The 544-nt window shown below is 45.8% G+C and carries 1 protein-coding gene; it reads right to left on the bottom strand.

Translation table 11 applies throughout. The features are described from left to right. Positions 1-544: G5 domain-containing protein (locus E2R31_RS09940; protein WP_243701287.1), on the bottom strand; the 544-nt coding region annotated here is incomplete at both ends.

Below are 544 nucleotides of genomic sequence, written 5' to 3'. Positions count from 1 at the left end.
TCTGATAGAACTTGCTCTTTTCCTTTGTCTAGTAGGGCATTTTCGCGACGGATAGTCTTGAACGGGACTGCCTTATTGACAATTTCTAAACTTGGAAGTGTAAAGACAAGGTTCTTAACTCCTTCTGCAGGAATTGAAGAAGTCATCGGTTTCTCAGGTTGAGCTGGTAGAGGGTGCTCAGGAAGAGTCACAACAGGTGGCGCCTCTGTTCCTACTGAACTTTGTTTAGTACCAACCTCAATCACTCGCTCTTGAGCTGGGGTTGTTTCCGTTTGGACAACCTTGCGCTTATCACCGTCCACTTCAACATACTCGACTAGCAGACCGTCCTTACCTTCTGATAGAACTTGCTCTTTTCCTTTGTCTAGTAGGGCATTTTCGCGACGGATAGTCTTGAATGGTATCACCTTATTGACAACTTCTAAACTTGGAAGTTCAAAGATAAGGTTCGTCACTCCTTCTGCAGGAATTGAAGAAGTCATCGGTTTCTCAGGCTCAGCTGGTTTCTCAGGCTCAGCTGGCTTCTCAGGTTCAGCCGGTTTCT

Origin of the sequence: Streptococcus downii (assembly GCF_004353325.1) — a bacterium.
Lineage (GTDB): Bacteria > Bacillota > Bacilli > Lactobacillales > Streptococcaceae > Streptococcus > Streptococcus downii.
This window is presented reverse-complemented; position numbering and strand designations above follow the sequence as displayed.